General features: G+C 72.7%; 19 protein-coding genes and 1 pseudogene. 8 read left to right on the top strand and 12 right to left on the bottom strand.

Translation table 11 applies throughout. From position 1 onward, the window contains the following. Positions 1-268: pseudogene (locus tag E4P40_RS20275) on the bottom strand (flagellin); the annotation flags it as partial. 150 nt (positions 269-418) lie between these two features. Further along, positions 419-757 carry a hypothetical protein gene (locus E4P40_RS20270; RefSeq protein WP_209305435.1) on the bottom strand — a complete coding sequence of 113 codons (339 nt, stop codon included), beginning with the start codon at positions 755-757 and terminating at the stop codon, positions 419-421. A gap of 652 nt (positions 758-1,409) precedes the next feature. Between E4P40_RS20270 and E4P40_RS20265 the strand changes: the two genes are divergently transcribed. Next, entirely contained in the window at positions 1,410-1,706 is a 297-nt protein-coding gene (locus E4P40_RS20265; protein WP_135160305.1) for a hypothetical protein, read from the top strand. Positions 1,707-1,779: 73 nt separating this feature from the next. Here the strand turns inward: E4P40_RS20265 and E4P40_RS20260 are convergent, their stop codons facing one another. Together E4P40_RS20260 and E4P40_RS20255 are read right to left on the bottom strand one after the other, a co-directional pair. Next, positions 1,780-2,985, bottom strand: coding sequence for a sigma-70 family RNA polymerase sigma factor (locus E4P40_RS20260; RefSeq protein WP_135160304.1), 1,206 nt, complete (start codon positions 2,983-2,985; stop codon positions 1,780-1,782). 7 nt (positions 2,986-2,992) lie between these two features. Further along, positions 2,993-3,403 carry a YciI family protein gene (locus tag E4P40_RS20255; RefSeq protein ID WP_135160303.1) on the bottom strand — a complete coding sequence of 137 codons (411 nt, stop codon included), beginning with the start codon at positions 3,401-3,403 and terminating at the stop codon, positions 2,993-2,995. A gap of 269 nt (positions 3,404-3,672) precedes the next feature. Here E4P40_RS20255 and E4P40_RS20250 point away from each other — a divergent pair, with 269 nt between their 5' ends. Next, positions 3,673-5,370 (top strand): alpha/beta hydrolase, encoded by a 1,698-nt coding sequence (locus tag E4P40_RS20250; protein ID WP_209305434.1) that lies wholly within the window; start codon positions 3,673-3,675, stop codon positions 5,368-5,370. Positions 5,371-5,379: 9 nt separating this feature from the next. Here E4P40_RS20250 and E4P40_RS20245 read toward each other — a convergent pair whose 3' ends face one another. From E4P40_RS20245 to E4P40_RS20220, 6 genes are all read right to left on the bottom strand, one after another. After that, entirely contained in the window at positions 5,380-5,805 is a 426-nt protein-coding gene (locus tag E4P40_RS20245; RefSeq protein ID WP_135160301.1) for an SRPBCC family protein, read from the bottom strand. A gap of 58 nt (positions 5,806-5,863) precedes the next feature. Next, positions 5,864-6,538, bottom strand: a complete 675-nt coding sequence (locus tag E4P40_RS20240) for a DUF1345 domain-containing protein (protein ID WP_209305433.1) — start codon at positions 6,536-6,538, stop codon at positions 5,864-5,866. Positions 6,539-6,629: 91 nt separating this feature from the next. Beyond that, positions 6,630-7,805, bottom strand: a complete 1,176-nt coding sequence (locus tag E4P40_RS20235) for a zinc-dependent alcohol dehydrogenase (RefSeq protein WP_135160300.1) — start codon at positions 7,803-7,805, stop codon at positions 6,630-6,632. After that, the gene (locus tag E4P40_RS20230) at positions 7,802-8,287 is read right to left on the bottom strand and encodes a hypothetical protein (protein ID WP_135160299.1); all 486 of its coding nucleotides are present in this window, start codon (positions 8,285-8,287) and stop codon (positions 7,802-7,804) included. The genes E4P40_RS20235 and E4P40_RS20230 overlap by 4 nt, the downstream gene beginning before the upstream one ends. Beyond that, positions 8,284-8,859, bottom strand: a complete 576-nt coding sequence (locus tag E4P40_RS20225; protein ID WP_135160298.1) for a type 1 glutamine amidotransferase domain-containing protein — start codon at positions 8,857-8,859, stop codon at positions 8,284-8,286. Before E4P40_RS20225 ends, E4P40_RS20230 begins: the two co-directional genes overlap by 4 nt. 1 nt (position 8,860) lies before the next feature. Beyond that, on the bottom strand, positions 8,861-10,021 hold the full coding sequence (locus E4P40_RS20220; RefSeq protein ID WP_135160297.1) for a glutathione-independent formaldehyde dehydrogenase: 1,161 nt from the start codon (positions 10,019-10,021) through the stop codon (positions 8,861-8,863). 259 nt (positions 10,022-10,280) lie between these two features. On the opposite strand from E4P40_RS20220, the gene E4P40_RS20215 reads away from it, so the two are divergent. The 3 genes from E4P40_RS20215 (at position 10,281) to E4P40_RS20205 (ending at position 11,761) form a co-directional block, all read left to right on the top strand. Further along, positions 10,281-10,658, top strand: a complete 378-nt coding sequence (locus E4P40_RS20215) for a DUF2267 domain-containing protein (protein ID WP_135160296.1) — start codon at positions 10,281-10,283, stop codon at positions 10,656-10,658. Positions 10,659-10,725: 67 nt separating this feature from the next. After that, positions 10,726-11,442, top strand: coding sequence for a DUF2267 domain-containing protein (locus E4P40_RS20210; RefSeq protein WP_135160295.1), 717 nt, complete (start codon positions 10,726-10,728; stop codon positions 11,440-11,442). A 34-nt stretch (positions 11,443-11,476) separates the two neighbouring features. Beyond that, a complete protein-coding gene (locus E4P40_RS20205; RefSeq protein WP_135160294.1) occupies positions 11,477-11,761 on the top strand; it encodes a DUF2795 domain-containing protein in 285 nt (94 codons plus the stop codon). A gap of 69 nt (positions 11,762-11,830) precedes the next feature. Here the strand turns inward: E4P40_RS20205 and E4P40_RS20200 are convergent, their stop codons facing one another. Further along, positions 11,831-12,070, bottom strand: coding sequence for a hypothetical protein (locus tag E4P40_RS20200; protein WP_135160293.1), 240 nt, complete (start codon positions 12,068-12,070; stop codon positions 11,831-11,833). Between the two features lie 291 nt (positions 12,071-12,361). Between E4P40_RS20200 and E4P40_RS20195 the strand changes: the two genes are divergently transcribed. Further along, entirely contained in the window at positions 12,362-12,580 is a 219-nt protein-coding gene (locus E4P40_RS20195) for a hypothetical protein (protein WP_135160292.1), read from the top strand. A 71-nt stretch (positions 12,581-12,651) separates the two neighbouring features. Here E4P40_RS20195 and E4P40_RS20190 read toward each other — a convergent pair whose 3' ends face one another. Further along, on the bottom strand, positions 12,652-15,177 hold the full coding sequence (locus E4P40_RS20190; protein WP_135160291.1) for an ATP-dependent Clp protease ATP-binding subunit: 2,526 nt from the start codon (positions 15,175-15,177) through the stop codon (positions 12,652-12,654). Between the two features lie 372 nt (positions 15,178-15,549). On the opposite strand from E4P40_RS20190, the gene E4P40_RS20185 reads away from it, so the two are divergent. Beyond that, positions 15,550-16,191, top strand: a complete 642-nt coding sequence (locus tag E4P40_RS20185) for a hypothetical protein (protein ID WP_135160290.1) — start codon at positions 15,550-15,552, stop codon at positions 16,189-16,191. Beyond that, entirely contained in the window at positions 16,152-16,358 is a 207-nt protein-coding gene (locus E4P40_RS20180; protein WP_135160289.1) for a hypothetical protein, read from the top strand. The genes E4P40_RS20185 and E4P40_RS20180 overlap by 40 nt, the downstream gene beginning before the upstream one ends. Positions 16,359-16,446: the final 88 nt, after the last annotated feature.

Here is a 16,446-nt window from a genome sequence, read left to right as displayed (position 1 = left end):
GGAGGATGCTGTGCGTCTCGGTGAGCGCACCTTCAGCGGTCTGCACGACCGAGATGCCGTCCTGGGTGTTGCGGACGGCGACCTTCAGGCCACCGATCTGGGACCGGAGTCCCTCGGAGATGGCCAGCCCGGCTGCGTCATCGGCAGCGCGGTTGATACGGAAACCGGAGGACAGCTTCTCCAGCGACTTGCTCATCTGGCCGTCGGTGACGGACAGGTTGCGGTACGCGTTGAGCGCCGCGATGTTGTTGTTGACGCGCAGACCCACGGTGTTTCCTCCTTGGAAGGGTTACTTCTCCCCGGCTGCGTCCGTGTAGCCGAGGCCTTGCTGCAGGTGGTTACGGCGGGATCGATGTGAAGGTTGAGCTGAAACCCCTGAGTTTTTTGGGACCGGTGTGACGACGGACGTCGACCACGGTCACGATCGCGCGTTGACCTGCCGATTCGTCCATCCCGGGGGTTTCTCCCCCGGTTCGAAGTCGTCGGCCCGACGGGTGTGCAGCTGCGCGTTCACCCATCCGATGAGGCAGTACAGAGCCGCGTGGCCTTCCGGCGACGCGTACCCCTGTTCGGTCCTCGCCGCCTCGATCAGTTGCGCACTGTCGACCGAACCGGTCCGATAGAAGCGGCCCAGCACCTCCCCCGAGGGCGTCGGACTCCGGAAGATGCCCGCGATCCCCAGCGCCACGGCGTCGGAGACGGCCAGGGTGACCGGCGGGTGCTTCAGCGCGGCACGGCGATCCAGCACGCCCGCCACCTCGGTGACGACGTGCAGATCCGGCGCGGCCGCCGTGGCCTTGCACCTGACGATCACCATCGACCCCCGCGCCCCGAGTTGGACTCCTGTCCAGAACGTCGGGCGCCGCGGCACCGCACTTGAGCGCCGGGGGCCCCATGTCGCCCAGCCGGGTGAACGCGGACGTCAACGCGATCCGGGGCTGTCCGTGCCGCTGCGTCACGGCACGACGGACACCGGACCGGCCATGACGCCGTCCTGCCGACCGATCGAGAGCGGGCTGCCACCGTCGGGCATGCGCTCGCGAGGACGGCGACCGACGTGGGCGCTCGCCGTCGTCCTCGTGCTGTGCGGCTGCACCTCCCGGAGCGGCGACGACCCGCTCGCGGACACGAGCCGGGTGACCGAGGTTCCGCGCCCGACCTCGGCCGGCCCCAGCGACGCCGATCCGCCCGCCCCTGCCCCGTGGGACCCGGCGCCTCCGGACCCCGCACCTCCCGACCCTGCACCTCCCGACCCCGCACCTCCCCACCCTGCACCTCCCGACCCCGCACCTCCGGACCCTGCACCGCCCGCGCCGGACGAGGCGGCTGTCGACGGGGCCGGGCCCGTGGGAGACGCGGAGGCGGCAGCCTCCGATGGCGAGTCAGCGATGGCGGTGGCCTGCGACGGCGTGATCGAGGCACTGACCGATGCCGTGATCGGCTACGAGACGCTGGCACTCGCCGAGGGCGGGGGTGGAGGCGACCGCGCGGCGGCTGCTGCCGAGATCCGGGCGGCGTGGCACCGGGCGCAGCAGGCCGCGAACCGGATGGGCGCCGGGCTGCCATCGGCGGCCCGCCCCGCCATGGCGGCAGTGACCGCGCTGCACGACGGCCTCGCCACGCGCGAGGTCCTCGACGAGAGCGACGCGGATCCGTGGCGCGAGGCTCGCGAGGAGCTGCAGAGCTGGTGCCGGGCGCACGACTGACGCAGACCTCAGCCGATCCGCGCCATCAGGACGACGATGATCCCTCCGTGCCGCGGACCGTGGCGCTGGATCGTCATGCGTCCGTCCTCCGCGTTCCGGCGGCCCGCGCGCGGGCGGCCTGACCGACGAGGTGGTCGCGCTCGGCCACGTGCGTGGCGCGACGGGCGGCCTCGGCGTACGCGTCGGCTGCGGCGGGCAGGTCACCGCCGAGCTCGTGCAGGTGGCCGCGGACGGCGTGCCACCGGTGCCGCTCGCCGAGCACCTCGCGCAGCCGGTCGGTCTCCCGCAGCCCGGCGGCGGCGCCGTGGACGTGGCCGACCGCGACCGCGCGCCCCAGCACGGCGGCGGGATCCTGGCGCACGGGGTCGTCGGTGAGAGCGACGAGGTCGTCGTACCAGGCGAGGACCTGCGGCCAGTCCGTCTCCCCGGCGCTCGCCGCGTCGTCGTGCAGGGCGGCGATGGCCGCCTCGGCCTGGTAGCGGCCGGGGCGCTCGGCGGCCAGCGCCGACTGCAGGACGCGGACTCCCTCGGCGATCTCCCGGGTGTCCCAGAGGCCGCGGTCCTGTCGGTCGAGCGGGACGATGCGCCCCTCGGAGTCCAGTCGCGCCCGGCGGCGCGCGTGGTTGAGGAGCATGAGCGCCAGGAGCCCGCGGGCCTCCGGTTCCTCGGTGGCGAGGGTGAGCTGGCGGGCGAGTCGGATCGCCTCGCCGGCCAGGTCCACCCGGTCCGCATGGCCGGCCGTGTAGACGAGGTAGAGCACCCGCAGCACGACGGCGAGGTCCCCGGGCTGGTCGAGCGGGCGGCCCTGCAGAGCGCGCTTGGCCCGGCTGATCCGCTGCGCCATCGTCGCCTCCGGCACGTAGAACGCGTCGGCGATCTCCCGGGTCGTGAGGCCGCCGACGGCGCGCAGGGTGAGCGCCACCTGGGACGCCGGCGGGAGGTCGGGGGCGCAGCAGCAGAAGAGCAGGAAGAGGGTGTCGTCGCCCTCCTCGGTCGCGCCGGCCGGCGGCTCGGCGTAGGTCGCCTCCTCTCGGCGGGACCGCGCGGCCTCGTTGCGGCGGGCGTCGACGAGCCGCCGGGTCGCGACCGTCGACAGCCAGGCACGCGGATCGCGAGGTGGGTGCTCCGGCCAGACCCGGAGCGCCTCCAGGAGCGCCTCCTGCAGCGCGTCCTCGGCGGCGTCGAAGTCCTCCCCCCGCCGGACGAGACCGGCGAGCACCCGGGGGACGAGGGCCCGCAGCGCGCCCTCGTCCAGCGGTGGCGTCGGCTCGTCGATCACGGCCGGGTCAGTCGTCCGAGTGCGCGTCGGACATGACCTCCCGGACGTCGATCCACTCGTGCAACGGCGTCCCGCCGGGGCCGGGCTCCGAGGAGATGTAGGCCGCGATCTCCAGCGCGCGTTCCCGCGACTCGACGTCGACGAGGTACCAGCCCGCGACCAGATCGCTGGTCTCGGGCAGCGACCCGTCGGTGGTGACCGGGGCGGCGTCCGGGCCGCCGTAGCGCACCCACGTCTGTGCCGACGTCAGCGCCTGCACGTCCACGAGTTCACCGTTCTTCTCGAGCAGCGCACGGACGTGCCCGAGGAAGGCGAAGTGCGCCTCGACGTCCTCGGGGGCCCACTGGTCCATCGGCGCGAAGGGACGGTGCGCCTCCGGGCCGCCGCGGTAGTGCTTGAGGAGCAGGTACTTCGGCATGGGGATCTCCTGGTGTCTCGGGCCTCGCCTGTCGGGGCCCTTCACCTGGTGAGCGGAGCCGGCCGGGACTTCTCGACATGAGATCACCGATGACTCTCCGGCGGTCGGGAAACCGGCGCGTCGCGATCACAGGCTGGGGTGCGGCCCTGACGCAGCGCACACGGCGCGGCAACGGGGCCGACGCCGTCGATGCGGCCGTTGACCGGCCACGGGTCCCGGTGAACTCATGGGCCGCCCTCCACCACCCTCGCCGAGGGAGTTGTTCGAGCGTGAAGCTGCCCATCGTCTACGTGCGCGGATTCGCTGGTGCGACGTCCGGGATCAACAAGGCCGTGGACGATCCGTTCTACGGCTTCAACGAGGGTTCGGTGCACGTGCGCGTCGGCGGTGGCACGGACAGCCGGCCGCATTTCCACCAGTTCGAGAGCCCGATGCTGCGGCTCCTCCTCGACGCTCACGACGGCCCGGACGAGACCTACTCCCTGCTCGTCCAGGGAGGCCAGAAGGCCTACCTGGAGGGCCGGACGGATGGATCCGTCTCCCCGATGACCATCTGGATCCACCGCTTCTACGACGAGGCCGCGTCCACCCTCGGCAGCCACCCGGAGAAGTTCACCCTGGAGGAAGCAGCCAAGGATCTCTTCGCCCTCGTGCAGCTCGTGCTCGCGAAGACCGGAGCCCCGCGCGTGCACCTCGTCGCGCACTCCATGGGCGGCCTCATCTGCCGGTCGATGATCCAGCGCTTCATCCCCGAGATCACCGGCGGCGGGCCGTCCGCAGCCACCGAGTACGTCGACCGCCTGTTCACGTACGGCACCCCGCACGGCGGCATCGAGTTCTCCGTCGGCTTCGGGATGGTCGAGCGGCTGCGTGACTTCTTCGACGTCAACGGCGCGGAGATCTTCGGGCCGGACCGGATGTACCGGTACCTGACGCCGGAGACGGACCAGGCCGGCGAGCGACCGGAGAACTGGAAGGCGCAGGAGATGCCGGCGGACGGGTTCCCGGTCGAGCGGGTCTTCTGCCTGGTCGGCACCAACCCCGAGGACTACGACGTCGCGCTCGGCCTGTCGTCCAAGGCCGTCGGAGCCCGCAGCGACGGCCTGGTGCAGATCGACAACGCATACGTGAAAGATGCCCACCGCGCGTTCGTCCACCGGAGCCACAGCGGTCGTTACGGCCTGGTCAACTCCGAGGAGGGATACCAGAACCTGCGTCGATTCCTCTTCGGCGACCTGGAGATCGACGTCGAACTCCACGGGCTACGGGTCCGGGGCACGCCGGACGACGAGATCGTCTGGCACCTGGAGAGCCAGCTGGCCATCCGTGGCCTGCCCGTCCTCATGCACGAACAGACGACTGCCCACCACTGCCCGGTCCAGATCGAGTGGCGGGAGTCCGAGGACAGCGCCGACACGCCGGTTCCTCTGCTGACGACCTTTCTCTCGAGCAAGGCAGCGCGCCCGGAGGGCAGGGCGGGGGGCGCGCTCCGCCACGCCCTGCGGCTGCGTCTGCTCTCGATCCGGGAGAAGGGCGGCATCTTCAATTTCGGGGACCACCTGGAGCAGACGGCCGACTTCGACGACACCCTCGTCGTCGACTTCGCCCCTGGGGACGGAACCAGAGGACCACGGGTGTGGGCCACGTGGAACTCCGTCATCCCCGGCGCCATCCGCGCGTGGGTGCCGGGTGAGGCCTTCCTGATAGCGGACACGGTCGAGGCCCCGGGCAGGTGGCGGGGGAACATCCCGTTCCCGCGGACGGCCGCCGGGATCCTGGGGAAGGACGCGACGATCACCCTCACGGTGACCGGCCGGGGCCAGTCCCTTCCGGTGACCACCGCGCGGGCCGGCGGAGCCGGCGCAGAGGTGGCGGCCCCGGCGTCGGCGAGGGACGCCGACGCCACGGAGCGCCGTGAGGAACGGCGTCCCTGGTACCGGCGCCTGTTCGGCCGCCGCACCCGGTGAGCGGTCGGTTCACACCCGCCCTTCGCTCCTGGCCTTGATCCCCTCGGCCTCGGCGGCCAGGTAGCGATCGGTGAGGCGGCGGTAGAACCGTCCCATCACCGCGCCCACGGGCCCGGCCTGCTCCACCGCCAGCGTCACGCGCGTGCTGCCGGTGCCGAGTTCCTCGAGCAGGTGCCGGGCGGTGGTGCGGACGCCGGGACCGGCGGCCACCCAGGTGAAAGAGCGGCCCGGCTCCAGCTCGGTCACCACGTACTCGGTCGGAGGGATCCGGGGCTGCTCCACCCGGGCCCGGGACCCGACGGCGAGCGGCCCGTCGTCGAGGCGTCGCACCGCGGTCACCGTCGGCGCCCACTCGGGCCACCGCTCGACCTCGCGCAGCACCTCCCACACCTGCTGGACCGGGGCCTGGACGTCGATCCTCGTGCTCTGCTCCACCGGGCCATCGTGCTCCTGGTCGGGCCGGGGCCGCCCTGGACCGCGCCTCACCACGGGCCTATCCCTGCTGCCCCAGGTTGGTCACGAGGTTGACCGCCACGGCGATCACCACGGTGCCGAACAGATAGGACAGCAGAGCGTGCCCGAGGGCGACCTTGCGGATCGACGTGGCCGCGAGCTGGGTGTCCGGTACGGCGAAGCTCATCCCGACGGTGAACGCGACGTAGGCGAAGTCGCTGTAGGTAGGCGGTTCCCGCTGGCCGAAGTCGATGCCACCGTCCCCGCCGGAGTAGTACAGACGCGCGTACTTGAGAGCGAAGACGGTGTTGACAAGCGCCCAGGACAGGATCACCACCAGGACGCCGAGCAGCACGGTCGCGACGCCGACGGCGTCCCCCGTGCCGGACCGGACGAGCGCCTCCACGACGGCGGCGAGGCTGGCCACCGCCGCGCTCAGCACGACAGTGTCCGTGACGCGGGTGCGCCCCTCCTCCTCGGCCAGCCGCTTGGTCCCCTCCGGGCCGCGGGGCCAGCTGATCCGCCACACCCAGAGCAGCAGGCCCCCGGCGGCGACGGCCCAGCCGACGAGTACCGCCATCTGAGGGACGCCGGCGACAGTGGTGAGCGCGGCCGCGAGGAGGCCGCCGCCGAGACAGATCAGCAGGCGGCGCCACGACAGGATCGTCGGCCGCAGGCCCGCCTCCACCGCCGTCCTGCCGGGCGCGACGCTCACTCAACAGCTCCGCACCGGGCCGGCGACGGTCCCGCGCCGGTCCACCGTCCGGCTCGGCGCCGGGGACCGGGGGGGGCCGCCCGTCGGCGCCTCAGCCACCCGGACGGAACACCGCACGGACGCACCCGTCCTCCTTCTCCTTGAACATCCGGTAGCCCTTCGGCCCGTCGTCGAGCGGCATCACGTGCGTGGCGAGGTGCTCGGTCCTCACCTCGTCCCGGCTCATGCGGTCGAGGATCTCCGGGATGTAGCGGTGCCCGTGCTGCTGGGCGCCGCGCAGGGTCAGCGCCTTGTTCATCACCGCGCCGAGAGGGAACTTGTCGACGAGGCCGGCGAAGACGCCGAGGGTGAACACCGTTCCCCCCTTGCGGCAGGCGTAGATCGCCTCCCGCACCGCCGTGGGTCGGTCCGTCTGCAGCCGCATCTGCTGCTTGACCTGGTCGTACAGGTACTGGGGGCCAGGGCTGTGCGCCTCCATGCCCACCGCCTCGATGCAGACGTCCGGGCCTCGGCCACCGGTCATCTCGCGCAGCTCGGCGGGGACGTCCACCTCCTCGTAGTCGACGGTCTCCGCCCCGACGTGCGTCCGGACCTGCTCGAGCCGGTTGTCGTACCGGTCGATGACGACGACCTCCTCGGCCCCCATGAGCATGGCCGCACGGGCAGCCATCTGTCCCACGCCGCCGGCCCCCCACACAGCGACGACGTCCCCCGCCTGGACCCCGGCCTGGTGCGCGCCCGTCCAGCCGGTGGGTGCTGCGTCGGAGGCGAACAGCGCCCGCTCGTCGGAGACGCCGTCCGGGATCGCGAAGGCCCCCTGGTCGGCATAGGGCACCCGGATGTACGGCGCGTGGCTACCCGCCCAGCCCCCCAGTGCGTGCGAGTACCCGTAGCAGCCGCCGATCGCCTGGCCCCACAGCGCCTCGGTGATCCCTGGATTCGGATTGCCGTTGTCGCACAGCGACCACAGCCCCTGCCGGCAGTACCAGCACTGCCCGCAGCTGGTGAAGGACACCACCACCACGCGGTCGCCCACCCGGTGCTTCGTGACAGCGGGCCCGACCTCGGCGACCGTGCCCATGAACTCGTGGCCCAGCACGTCCCCCGCCCGCATGGCGGGGATGTAGCCGCCCATCAGGTGCAGGTCGGACCCGCAGGTCGCAGTCAGCCCCACCTCGAGGATGATGTCGTGGCTGTTGAGGATCGTGGGCTCGGGGACGTCCTCGACGCCGATCTCGTTGACCCCGCGCCAGGTCACCGCCTTCATCGCACACCTGCCTTGGGCGCCACCCTGGTCCAGGCCTCCAGGAGCGCGCCGCCGGGGGTCGCGGTCCGCTTGCCGTGCGGTGCGGGGTCGACCGCCAGCACCTCGCCCACCTCCAGGAGCTGCTTGGCCCGGCGCAGCGCGGACCGCAGGTCGGCCTGCGGATCGCTGCCCGTGAGCCGGCCGAGAGCGCTGCCGGAGGGCTGGGTGCGCAGCCGGGCGCCGAGCTCGGTGCCCTTGCCTCCGGCGGCCGGGCGGACGCGGACCTCGATCTGCTCGCCGAACTCCGCCAGGGGTGCGGGCAGCCGTGCGGTGTCGACGTCGGACTGGTCCCCGAACACGGTCACCACGAGCCACCCGGACGCCGGCTGGCCCCCACCGGCCGGCCGGGCAGCGGTGGGGTCGACGGCCGACCGCACCTGTCGGACGACGCTTCCGCCGGCGCGGGCGGCGAGGGACGCGACGCTCCCGATGGAGCTGGTCATGAGCGACCGACCGCGGCGGCGGCCTGCGGGGCCCGCGCGAACTCCTGCACGATGCGCTCGCAGAAGGCCGGCAGGTCGTCGGGCGACCGGCTGGTCGTGATGTTGCCGTCAGTGACGACCTCCTCGTCGACGACCTCCGCCCCGGCGTTGCGCAGGTCGGTGCGCACGCTCGGCCACGAGGTCAGCCGGCGCCCGCGCGCGACGTCGGCCTCGACGAAGTTCCACGGGCCGTGGCAGATCGAGGCGACCGGCTTGCCCGACTGGACGAAGTCCCGGACGAACTGCACGGCCGCGGGTTGCATCCGCAGCTTGTCCGGGTTCACCGTCCCGCCCGGCAGGAGCAGCGCCTCGTAGTCGTCGACCGACGCCGCGCCGACCAGCTGGTCGACCGCGAAGGTGCCGGCGTCCTCGAGGTCGTGGTCGCGTGCCTGGATCTCGCCGCTGGAGATGGAGACGACCACGGTGCGGGCGCCCGCCTCCTCCAGCGCCTGCCGCGGCCGCTCCAGCTCCACCCGCTCCACGCCGTCGGCCGCGAGGATGGCGACCCGCCGTCCGTTCAGCTCTCCTGCCATGTCAGGCGCCCGCCCCCGCCATCGCCGGGTGGAGGACGACCTTCGTCCAGCCGTCGTCCCGCTTGTCGAAGTGCTCGTAGGCCTCCGGCGCGCGGTCGAGGGGCAGCTCGTGGCTCACGATGAACGACGGCTCGGCCTTGCCGGCGGCGATCAGGTCGCGCAACTGCCGGTTGTACCTCTTCACCGGTGCCTGGCCGCTGCCCATCTTCTGGCCCTTGAACCAGTACATGCCGTAGTCGAATGCGACCTTGCCCTGCTTGGCCAGCTCGTCCTGCGCGCCGGGGTCCTGCGGGACGTACACCCCGACGACGCCGATCTTGCCGGTGAACCGCACCGAGGCGACCAGCCGGTTGAGCGTCAGTTCCGGTTGCTCCTGCCCGTCGGGCTCGTGCGCCTGGTAGCCGACGCACTCGCAGCCGTTGTCCGCGCCCAGCCCCATCGTCTCGTCGAGGACGGCCTGCACGGGATCGACCTTCGAGTCGTCGATGGCGATGGCCCCGATCGACTCGGCCAGCCGCAGCCGGTCGGGTTGCCGGTCGACGACCATCACCTTGCTGGCCCCGCGGATGGTCGCCGAGAGGGCGGCCATCAGCCCTACCGGGCCGGCGCCGTAGATCACCGTCTGGTCGCCGGGCTGTACGCCGGCCATCTCGGTGGCGTGGTAGCCGGTCGGGAAGATGTCGGCCAGCATCACGTAGTCGGTCTGCCGCTGCTCGGCGTCCTCGCCCAGCCGAAGGCAGTTGAAGTCCCCCCAGGGCACGCGCAGCAGCTCGGCCTGCCCCCCGCCGTACGGGCCCATGTCGGCGAAGCCGTACGCGGCGCCGGCCCACTCCGGCTTGGGCTGCGCGGTGAGGCAGTAGTTCGTGAGCTGGCGCTCGCAGTTCTTGCAGTGTCCGCAGGCGATGTTGAACGGCAGCACGACCCAGTCGCCCACCCGCACCTTGTCGACCCCGTCGCCGACCTCGACCACCTGGCCCATGTTCTCGTGCCCGAACCAGCGGCCGGGCTCGAAGTCGGTCCGGCCCTCGTACATGTGCAGGTCCGAACCGCAGATGTTCGCCGACGTGATCCGTACCAGGACGTCGGTCGGCCGCTCGATGCGGGCGTCCGGCACGTCCTTGACGCTGACTTGGCGGGGTCCGTCGTACACGACTGCCTTCACGCTGCCTCCTCGTCATGGTCCCCTCGCCACCGGCTGGAGCCGGGGCCCTTGATTGCACCCGGCGCGGCGTGGCGCCCGGTATCGGCAGACATGCCGATACCGGGCCGGGGCCGGCCCGGAAGCGGAGCAGGTCCCCCGCCCGGGACGACATCGGCCGATCGACCGATGTCCGCGCGCCAGGAACGGTCCTAGCGTCTGAGCCGCGGTCGATCGACGGAATCTCTACGACCGGCGCCCGACGGCGCCTCCGGGAGCGGACATGGACTACGCGACGTTCACGCGGACCGCGGCCGAGCGGGCCGGGCTGCCAGAGGCGACAGCGGAGCGGATCGAGCACGCCACCCTGCGGACCCTCGCCGATCGCATCAGCGGCGGTGAGGCCCAGGACCTCGCCGCGCAGTTGCCGGCCCGGCTCCAGGACGACTTGCGTCCCCCGCGCGAAGAGGCGGAGGCGTTCGGCGTCGACGAGTTCGTGCGCCGCGTCGCGGAACGTGGGGACGTCGGACCCGAGGAAGCCCGGAGCGGGGCCGTCGCCGTCCTGACCACGGTGCGGGAAGCAGTCACGCCCGGGGAGTTCGACGACGTCCTGTCCCAGCTGCCGCAGGAGTACCGGGAGCTGGTCGGACCGATGGCCTGAGCTCCTCCGCGCTCAGGCATCGGCCGCGACCGGAAGAGCAGGGCCGCACCAGGTCAGGAGGAGCCCGGTGATCCAGTACGCGACGTTCGTCCAGACCGTGGGAGCGCAGCTCGGCGCGGCCGACACCGAGGAGGCTCGCCGGGCGGTGGAGGCGGTCATCGCCGCAGTGGCCGCGTCACTGGAGGAGCCCGACCGCGACCGGCTGGCCGCGGTCCTGCCCGGCTCCCTCCGCGGCGCCGCTGAGACCCAGGCGCAGTCCGTGCACCCCGACAGCGGCGCCGCCCTGGTCTCCGCGGTGAGCGCCGGGTCCGGATGCCCGGCCGAGCGGGCCCGGTTCTACACCCAGGCGGTCCTCTCCACACTGGCCGGCTCCGAACCGGAGGTGGCCGGCGTCCTCGCCCGGCGACTGCCGGACGCTGAGGAGCTGTTCGCACCGATCGACCAGGGGGTTCCGCCACGCGGTTCCGGGGTGCTGATCGGGCTGACCCCGCGACTGCTCGAGCGGGATGAGATCGACCGCGCGCTCGCGGCCCTGGAGGGCTGGGAGGGTGATGAACACCGGCTGCGGCGCACCGTCGTGCTCCCGCCCGACCGGCATCGGCCACTGCGCGACGCCGTCGCCCGCGCCGAGCTGGACATGACCCACCACGCGCGCGTCGAGCAACTGCAGGACACGGTCACCTTCGAGGTCTGGACGCATTCGCTCGACCGCGTGACCGACATGGACGTCGACCTCGCCCGGCGGATCGACGCGGCGATCGCCGCGGTCGGGTCCCACGGCTGACCCCCCGAGGGCCCCGACCAGGAAGGCAATCCCCGTGACCGATGCGACCACCCCCGACCAGGTCCTGCAGTACCTGGTGGACGTCGACTACCCGGCCGGCAAGGAGGTGCTGGTCGCCGCCGCCGAGCGGGCGGGCGCACCCGATGCGGTGGTCCGCAGCCTGCGGGCCATCCCGCCGGTCGAGTACCGCAACCGTGCGGAGGTGGTGCGGTCGGTGCCCGTCGACCCCGGGGCGGGCCGGTCGGCGAGCCGGGCGGCCGAGCAGGCCAGCACGCACGCCCCCGCGGGAGTCGCCGAGCACATGCGCGAGCCCCGGTAGCACCGGGTCGACGGCACCCGGCACCGACGGCCGACTCCTGGGGGCCGGTCTGCTGACCTGCCTGAGGAGTCAGGTCCGCGGCGCCAGTTCGTACACCGGCCCCAGATCGGTCCGGCTCGTGTCCGGTACCTCGTGCAGGATCTTCGGCTCGCTGTGCAGCAGGCGGTGGACCGCGGCCCGCGTCCGATCCAGGTCCAGGCCGGCGCGACGAGCGATGTCGCTCAGATGCGGGGCACCGGCACCGACCTCCACCTCGGCCACGGCCCGGTAGACCGCGGCGTCTTCCCGCGACAGGTCTTCGACGCGCATGGTGGTCCTTCCCGGGACGGCAGCTCGACACCGCGGTCGGCGGCGCGGGAGGCATACCCGGCTTCCGCATCGGTACCCGGACGGCGGGCGCACATCGGCAGCTCTGCCGATGGCTTCCCACGGCGGCGTCCTCCAGGCTGGCAGCACAGGGCGCCAGGACCGAGGTAGGACCGGCGCCGGCGTCCGCGCCGGACCGCCGACCGCCCACCCCCTCGGCCATCGCGCGGGCCTCCCCGAGCTCGTGGAGCCCACTGCGTGATCACTGCATCGAAGGAACTGGATGGAGGAGTTGTGAGCGAGTCAGAGCTGGAGGAGACCGGAACCGGGCCGGCCGCCAAGCGCATCGGCCAGGCACCGACGACCACGGACGTGACCGATCCGGAGCGGTCGTCCCGCAACACCGCCGCCGGCTCCGGCTCGGAGCCGGGCGAAGGACCCGTCCAGCCGGCCGCCGACGACGGAGTGGATCCCTCGGCCAGCATCGAGCCCCACAACGAGGGGCTCGTCTGACCTGGACGGCCCCTCGCCGCGTCGGTTCCGGGCCTCCCCTGGAGTCGGCACGGGACACCGGGGACGACCGCTCACGCCTGCGCCGCCGCGGCCTCCCGCACGTCCTCGACCTCGAGGTCGAGGTCCCCGTCCCGGACCACGACGCGAACCCGATGGCCGCTGCGCACCCGGCCGTCGAGCATCAGCCGGGAGAGCCGGCTGTCCACCTCGCGCTGGATGGCCCGGCGCAGCGGTCGGGCGCCGAAGCGCGGTTCGAACCCGCGCTCGGCGAGCCAGGTGACCGCCTCCGGGTCGAACTCGACCTCGATGCCCTGCCCCCGCAGCCGTCGGCGGGTCTCGTCGAGCATCAGTTCGGTGATCCGCTCCAGCTGGGTGGCGTCCAGCTGCTGGAACACCACGATCTCGTCGATCCGATTGAGGAATTCCGGGCGGAACGCCTCCCGCAGCCGGCGCATCACCTGGTCGCGCAGGTCGGCGTTGGACTCGTGCGCGGTGCTGCTGCCGAACCCGAGCGGCCCGCGTCGCCCGACGATCAGCTCCGACCCGAGGTTGCTGGTCATGATGATGACCGCGTTGCGGAAGTCGGCGGTCCGGCCCTGGGAGTCGGTCAGCCGGCCGTCGTCGAGCACCTGTAGCAGGGTGTTGAAGACGTCGGGGTGGGCCTTCTCGATCTCGTCGAAGAGCACCACCGAGTACGGCCGGCGGCGCACCGCCTCGGTCAGCTGCCCGGCGTCCTCGTACCCCACGAATCCGGGCGGGGACCCGACCAGCCGGCTGACCGTGTGCCGCTCCTGGAACTCGCTCATGTCCAGCCGGATCATCCGGGTCTCGTCGCCGAAGAGCGCCTCGGCGAGGGCCCGCGCCAACTCGGTCTTGCCCACGCCGGTCGGGCCCAGGAAGAGGAAGCTGCCGATCGGCCGATCCGGGTCGCCGAGGCCGACACGGGAGCGGCGCACCGCCTCGGCGACGACCTCGACCGCCTCGTCCTGCCCGACCACCCGCTCGTGCAGGCGCTGCTCGAGGTCGAGCAGCCGCTCCATCTCTTCCTGGGTGAGCTGGCTGACCGGGATGCCGGTGGCGCGGGACACCACCTCGGCGATGTCCTCGACACCCACTTCGGGGACACCTGGACCTTCGCCGCCGCCGTCCCGGGCCTGCTCGAGCCGCTGCTGGGCCTCGGCGACCTGGTCGCGGAGCTCGGAGGCCCGCTCGTACTGCTCGGCCGCGACCGCCTGGTCCTTCTCCCGCTGCAGCCGCTCCACCTCGTGCTCCAGGCCACGCAGGTCGGTCGGGGGCATCTTCACCCGGCGGCGCACGCGTGCCCCCGCCTGGTCGATGAGGTCGATCGCCTTGTCGGGCAGGTGGCGGTCGGGGATGTAGCGGTCGGAGAGCTCCACGGCCGCGACGACGGCCTCGTCGGTGAACCGCACCTGGTGGTGGGCCTCGTAGCGGTCACGCAGCCCGCACAGGATCTGCACCGTGTCCTCGATGCTGGGCTCGGCCACCAGGATCGGTTGGAACCGGCGCTCCAGCGCGGCGTCCTTCTCGATGTTGCGCCGGTACTCGTCCAGGGTCGTGGCGCCGATGATGTGCAGCTCCCCGCGGGCGAGGGCCGGCTTGAGCATGTTGCCGGCACCGCCGGACCCCTCGGAGGCGCCTGCCCCGACGACGGTGTGCAGTTCGTCGATGAAGGCGATGACCTCGTCGCTGTGCTCCCGGATCTCGTCGATGACCTTCTTCAGCCGCTCCTCGAAGTCGCCGCGGTAGCGGGTGCCGGCGACCAGTCCGGTCAGGTCGATCTCGACCACCCGGCGGCCGCGGAGGGTCTCCGGGACGTCGCCCTCGGCGATCTGGGCGGCGATCCCCTCGACGATCGCGGTCTTGCCGACGCCGGCCTCCCCGATGAGCACGGGGTTGTTCTTGCGTCGCCGGGAGAGCACCTCGACGGTCTGCTCGATCTCCTGCTCCCGGCCGATCACGGGGTCGATCTCACCGTTGCGGGCCATCGCGGTCAGGTCCCGGCCGTACTCGTCCAGCGTCGGGGTGCTCGACGGGGGCCGGCCGGCCCCGCCCTGGCCGCCGCCTGCGCCGATGGCGGCCTGCTGCAGCGCCTCCGGCGTGACGCCCCGATGGCGCAGGAGACGCCCGCCCGGCGAGTCCGGGTTGACCGCCAGCGCGAACAGCAGGTGTTCGGGGCCGATGTAGGTGGAGCCCAGCGCCCGGGAGATCTGGTGGGCGTCGAGGAGGGCGCGCTTGGCCGCCGGGGTCAGCGCCGGCGTCTCGGCGCGCGGCTCGCCGCGACGCGGCACGCCGTCGAGCTCGGCGCGCAGCTGCGCCGGATCCGCTCCCGCGCGGCCGATCAGCTGCCGGGTGGGCCCCTCCTCGGTCATCGCCCACAGCAGGTGGTCGGTGTCGAGGTCCGGGCTGCCCACCTCGGCGGCCCGGCGCGCGGCCGCGTTCACCAGTTCCCGGGCCTGCTCACTGAGGAACTGGGTGATGTCGACGCGCTGGCGCGGCTGGCGAGGGCCGCCCATGTAGCGGCCGAAGAAGTCGTCGAAGGGGCTGCCGTAGGGGCCTGGGAAGTATCCGCTGGTCATCGCTCATCCGTCCCGGGAGTGGCGTGGTCCCTACTGCCCTACTCCTCGCGGAACGGGATCTCCATCGGTCATCCTGCCGAGGCGGCCGTCCGGCGAGGCGGACCCGACCACCGAGATCACCGCAGTCACCGTCCGCGCGCATGTCCCTCGGCGACGAGATCCGTCACCTGGCAGGCGTGGCGTCGCAGGCGTCGGTTGCCACGACCGATCGCTGTCCGGGTCGCGGAGGGGCTCCGAGCACATGGGCGCATCGGTCGCTCTGCCGATGTCGGACGCCGGGACGTCCCCGCACCCTTGACGTCGTGGAGGGTTGCTCGAACAGGCAGATCGCGCGCACCCTCGTCGTCTCCCGAGGAAGGTGGGCCAGCGGGGATGAGCGGGAGTGAACCCGAGCCTCCGGGGCTGCGGTCGGAGTTCGCGGCCGCGCCTCTCCGCAACTACTTCGGCCGTCCGGAGGCCGACGAGGAGGTGGACCAGCTCGGGCTCGACCGGCGCCGGCTGCCGATGCTGGCCAGCGAGATCCCGGGCCCGCTGACCGAGGTCCGCGCGTGGGCGGACCACCTGCTCCCGGCAGGTTTCCGTCAGGGCGTGGCGGGCGGCCTCTTCACGACGGACGGGCGGCACGTCGGCTTCCTCAGCCTGCTCTGCGCCGATCCCTCGCGGCCGAACCCGCCCGACCGGAGGATCGTCGCAGCCGTCACCGCAGTCATCGCCGACGACCTGGACCGGACCCGGGAGATCGCCGAGACGGCCCTGGTCATCGGACGGGCCAGCGCCGGTGTCGTGCTCACCCGCGGGGGCGACGTCCTGCCGCTACCGGGTCTGCCCGACGACCGCCTGCTGGCGCCGGGTTCACCGGTCCTCGCGGTCGCCGCGGACGAGTTGGCGGACAACGACGCGTACACCACGTTCCTCGCCCCTGCACCGGGCACCGGCTCCTGTGCCCACCCGGCGACCTGCGCGGCCTCACCCCCGTGGACCTCCGGGTCCTGGGACTGCTCGTCGAGGGCGTGACCGACGTCCGGGCCCTCGGGCAGGCGCTGCACCTCGGCATGGAGGCGGTGGCCGACTCCCTCGGGCGGAGCCTGACCGCCCTCCGTACGGGCGATCTCACGGCCGCCGCGGTCCGCGCCCTCCGCGACGGGCTGCGCATCCCGCCGGGGCTGACAGGAGGGCCCTGAGCCGATCCGACGCCGGCTGCGAATCGGTCGCTCTGCCGATGGTTGGCGGCCGATCCGTCGGCTGTCATTGCAGACGGTCCCGTTCTTT

It is taken from the genome of Blastococcus sp. CT_GayMR20 (genome assembly GCF_004570345.1).
The sequence above is the reverse complement of the archived record's forward strand: the minus strand, read 5'-3'. Positions and strand labels throughout refer to the sequence as shown.